The organism is Brevibacterium samyangense, from assembly GCF_039529845.1.
Taxonomy (GTDB): domain Bacteria; phylum Actinomycetota; class Actinomycetes; order Actinomycetales; family Brevibacteriaceae; genus Brevibacterium; species Brevibacterium samyangense.
This window is the reverse complement of the sequence record NZ_BAAANO010000011.1, coordinates 1-4,767: the sequence shown is the minus strand read 5'-3', so window position 1 is coordinate 4,767 and position 4,767 is coordinate 1. Positions and strand designations below refer to the sequence as shown.

At 69.8% G+C, this 4,767-nt stretch carries 4 protein-coding genes; all 4 read left to right on the top strand.

The features are described from left to right. Positions 1-86 precede the first annotated feature (86 nt). The 4 genes from pyrE to ABD172_RS06085 all read left to right on the top strand — a co-directional run bounded on the left by pyrE (position 87) and on the right by ABD172_RS06085 (position 4,266). Complete coding sequence (gene pyrE / locus ABD172_RS06100; RefSeq protein WP_344307906.1) at positions 87-644, top strand: orotate phosphoribosyltransferase; 558 nt, start codon at positions 87-89, stop codon at positions 642-644. A gap of 209 nt (positions 645-853) precedes the next feature. After that, a complete protein-coding gene (locus ABD172_RS06095) occupies positions 854-1,738 on the top strand; it encodes an ABC transporter ATP-binding protein (protein ID WP_344307904.1) in 885 nt (294 codons plus the stop codon). Continuing rightward, positions 1,739-3,436, top strand: a complete 1,698-nt coding sequence (locus ABD172_RS06090; protein ID WP_344307902.1) for an ABC transporter permease — start codon at positions 1,739-1,741, stop codon at positions 3,434-3,436. 188 nt (positions 3,437-3,624) lie between these two features. Next, positions 3,625-4,266: a TrmH family RNA methyltransferase gene (locus tag ABD172_RS06085; RefSeq protein WP_344307932.1), complete on the top strand. Its 642-nt coding sequence runs from the start codon at positions 3,625-3,627 to the stop codon at positions 4,264-4,266. Positions 4,267-4,767: the final 501 nt, after the last annotated feature.

Genomic DNA, 4,767 nt, shown 5'->3' with positions numbered 1-4,767 from the left:
CCTCGGCGGCCCCGGGAGGGGAGCAGAACCCGGCAGCGGCGCGGCCTGTTCCCGGTCCCGGACGCCCGGCACATAGAATCCGGGGTATGTCCGACTCACGCACGCAGCTGCTCGAACTCATCGACGAACTCGCGGTCACCCGTGGAAAGTTCACCCTGTCCTCCGGTCTCGAGGCGAACTACTACCTGGACCTCCGCCTCGTGACCCTCGACCGCCGCAGCGCCCCGCTCGTCGGCGACGTCATGCTCGACCTCTTCGAGCGCGAGGGCTACCTCGGTGAGATCGACGCCGTCGGCGGCCTCACGATGGGCGCCGACCCGGTCGGCACCGCCGTCATGCACCGCTCCGTCGTCCGGGGCACGCCGCTCGATTCCTTCGTCGTCCGCAAGGAGGCGAAGAAGCACGGGATGGGCAAGCGCGTCGAGGGGCCGGACGTCAAGGGGAAGAAGGTCATCGCCGTCGAGGACACCTCCACCACCGGCGGGTCCGTCCTCACCGCCGTCGAGGCGCTCCGTGAGGCCGGTGCCGAGGTCGTCGCCGTCGCCGTCGTCATGGACCGCAACACCGGGGCGAAGGAACGCGTCGAGGCCGAGGGCCTGCCCTACCTCGTCGCCCTCAACACGAAGGACCTCGGGCTCGACTGAGTCGGAGCCGTCCGTCCACGCGCCCGCTCCGGCGGCGGGACGCGGGCGACTTCCGTGGGCGCACACCGCTCACTGGGAGTTTCCGCCGTGTCCCGCCGCCGGAGCGCGTGCGGTTTGAACCCCGAGGTCACAAGGGGACAGACTGAACCGGCGCAGGCGTGAACCGCGCCACCTCGTACATCAGGCATACCGGAAGAAGAGGGAGTCCCGTGCTCGAACTCACCGACATCGCGCTGACGTCGGGTCGGAAGACCTGGCTCGACGACGTGTCCTTCACAGCCGCCTCGCGGCGGATCACCGGCGTCGTCGGTCCCCGCGGAGCGGGCAAGACGGAACTGGTCCGCGTGATCATGGGTCTCATCGCCCCGGATTCGGGCACGGTCGCCCTCGAGGGCGAGGAACTGGGCTTCGGTGACCGGCAGAACTTCGGGTACCTCCCGGCCGAACGCGGTGGCTACCCGGGCATGAAGGTGCTCGAGCAGATCGTCTTCTTCGCCCGCCTCCACGGCATGACGATGGGTGCGGCCGAACGCAATGCGGTGACGCTGCTCGCCCGCCTCGACCTGTCCGACCGTGCCTACGCACCGCTCGACCACCTCACCGGCACCGAGGCCGCGCTCGTCGACATCGCCGCGGTGCTCGCGGCGGACCCCGACGTCGTCGTCCTCGACGAACCCTTCGAGGGGCTCGACGCCGCCGGTGTGCAGAAGGTCTTCGCGCTTCTGCGCGACCACGCCGATTCCGGCGTCCCCGTGCTCTTCACCTCGGACGACTGGGACCTCACCCAGCAGGTCGCCGACGACGTCGTGGTGCTGTCGCACGGTGCGGTGTTCGCCGCAGGACCGCTCACCGAACTGCGTGCCGAGGACGCGGGGTACCGCGCCGCGTACGCGGACCCCACTGCCGCCACGGCCGCCGGTGAGGCGATCTCCGCGGCCGCGGGCGCCTCGGGCGTGGTGGTCGAGGGCACCGAGGTGACCTTCGGTGCCGACAGTGAGGACGCCGCCGCTGCGGCCGTCCGCGGGACGGAGGGACTGCGCGGATTCGGCGCGGTCGCCCCCGGCCTCGCCGAGCTTTTCAAGGAGAGGGTGTAAGTGACCGAGCGCACGAACGATCCGCTGGACCCGCAGGACGCACTCGACCCGCAGGACCCCGGCCTCGAGATCATCGAGGTCGACGCCTCCGAGGACGAGGATCTTCCCTACGAACTGCGCGACGACGCGCCGGCACGGACCGCGGAACCGAAAACCGGACTGGTCTCCGAGTACCGTGACCTCAGCTCCGGGAACGCCGCCTACCTCGTGTCCCACCGGGAGACCACGGCCGTCGCCCGCAGCCCGCTCTTCTACGTGACGACGCTCGTCATCGGGCTCGCGGTGCTCATCGGCCTCCTCGTCGGAGTGCGCAGTGGTGCGCCCCAGGCGAACACCGGAGGTGACATGCCGACCCTCGCGATGGTCGGCGTCGGCGAGAACGCGGCCCTCTTCGAACAGCAGTACGGCATCAAGGCCGTCGACGTGGAGTCCGTCGAGGCCGGTCAGGAACTCCTGCGCTCCGGCGAGGCCGACGGTCTCCTCGTGCAGGACCAGACCGGCATGGTCGACCCGTACATCCTCGCGAACGATTCCGAGCCGACGGAGCTCCTCGAGATCCTGTCCCCGCAGATGGAGGTCCAGTACCTCCAGGCACCGCTCGTTCCGGACGCCGCGTACACGGCGTTCGGGTGGGGCATGGCGCTGCTCCTCGTCGTCGGTGCGATGACGCTCGGTGCGGCGCTGTACTCGAACGCCCGGCTCGAGAAGCGGCACCGGATCGCGGAGATCCTCGCCGCGACGATCCCGCCGCGCGCCGCCGCCTGGGGACGGGTCTACGGACTCACCGTGCTGTCGCTCGTGTACCCGCTCGTCGCACTCGTCGTGCTGCTCGTCGGCCTGTCGATCGTGAAGCGACCGACGATGGCCGTCGACATCCTCCCGGCCATGGGCTGGTTCGCAGGGCTCTTCCTCGTCGACGTGCTCATGTTCCTCGCCGCGTACCTGTGGGTGTCGACCGCCGCCGGGCGCCGCACCCGGCAGATCTTCTACGGGGTCACGGTGCTCCTTGCCGTCGCCGGCGCGTTCGTGCCGATGGTGTTCTCCCGCGACTGGGACATGCTGCGCATCCTCTCCTACGTGCCGTTCACCTCGCCGGTGGCGACCCCGCTGCTGTTCCTCGGCAATCAGGCCGAGTGGTGGCAGGGCGTCGTCGCGATCGCGATCGTCCTCGCCATGGGACTCGTGATCTTCGCCCTCGGCGCGGCCTCGTACCAGCGGACCCTCTTGCGCGGCTCGGGCCGTGGAGGCAAGACTGCTGCTTCGAAGAAGGGTGCGAAGAAGAGCGTCGGGGCCGCTGCCGGGAAGGCTTCCGGTGGGAAGGGTTCCGCCGGGAAGGCTTCGGGACAGGCGGATGACGCCGGGACGGAGGACGACGTGACCGAGGACAGGAAGATCTCCACACAGGGCGTGCCGGAGAAGGGCGACGACGACAAGGTCGCGCTCTCCGTGGCCGCCGGTCAGGCGAAGCAGGCCGAGCAGAAGGCGCAGGCCGCCGCGGACGCCGGTGACCCGGGCGTCGGGTCGGACGATTCGTTCACCGACGGGTCGCATCGCAATGCACCGACCGTGGACGGTTCGGCCTCGGCCGGTCCGGACGACGACGAGCCGCGTGGCGGAGCGGTCGAGGGCGGTGCGGACAAGGACGCGGACGGTTCGGACAAGGATGCGAACGGTTCGGACAAGGATGCGAATCGGTGACGGAGAACCACAGGACCGCCGGGGACGACGAGGTTCGCCCCGGCGGTTCGCCGATTCAGGACGGCTTCGTGCGGGTGCGGGAGGTGCCGGTGCGGGAGGTGCCTGTGCAGGAGGTGCCCGTGCAGGAGGTGCCGGCGAGTGGTGGTCGGGCGGTCGACGAGGCGGGAACGACGACAGCGCTCCCGCCGGTGGGGGATCAGCCGGTGCAGGACCTGCCGGGGCTGGGGCCCTGGGAGGGGGAGTGGCCGGAGGGCGAGCACTGGGATCCCGAGCTGTTGGCCGAGGGTGATCGCCGGAACGTCGTCGACCGGTACCGGTACTGGAAGCACGACGCGATCGTCGCCGACCTCGACCGGACCCGGCACGGATTCCACGTCGCGGTCGAGAACTGGCAGCACGACCTCAACATCGGTTCCGTGGTGCGGACCGCGAACGCGTTCAACGCGGCGGCGGTGCACATCGTCGGGCGCAAGCGCTGGAACCGGCGCGGGGCGATGGTGACCGACCGGTACCAGCACGTGTTCCACCACCCGACGATCGAGGACCTCGTCGCCTGGTGTGCCGAGCGGGGACTGCCGCTCATCGGGATCGACAACTTCCCGGATTCGGTGCAGCTCGAGACCTACGGCCTGCCGCGCGAGTGCGTGCTCCTGTTCGGCCAGGAGGGCCCCGGGCTCACCGAAGCCGCCCACGAGGCGTGCGAGGCGGTCCTGTCGATCGAACAGTACGGGTCGACCCGTTCGATGAACGCCGCCGCTGCCGGTGCGATCGCGATGCACGCGTGGATCCGCCGCCACGCCTTCGGCCAGTTGCCGGTACGCGGGGAGTAGTTCCCTCAGGACGGCAGCAGTTTGCGCTGACGGTCGCGTTTCGAACTCGTGTACGCGGTGCGGACCGGTGCCGCCGCACTCGCGGACGACGGAACGGCTCTACGTACGGCGCTCACCGCTGAACTCGTTGCAGGATATTCCTGTGGGAACGCCGAGGCGCTGGCCAAGTGAGGGTTCTCTTCTCCCGGCCCGCGCCTTGGCAGCGAAGCGCGGTACCCGTCGCTTCGGTGCTCGATTCCGTGCGGGTTCCCGGGGTGATATCCCGATTGATTGCTGGGTTTCGGCGAGATCGCGAAGGGAATCGCGATTTCGGCTGGGGGACCGCAGGGAATCGAGACGTCACCGCCGCGACCACAGGGAATCGTGACCTCAGTCGTGGGGCCGGGGAGGGTTGCTGCTGCCCTGGGCGTGCGGCCCGGCAGCAGTTTGCGCTGTCGGCCGCGTTTCGAGTGGCTGTTGACGAATTGTCGGCCGTCCCCACCTCGGGGCTGTTGGAACCTT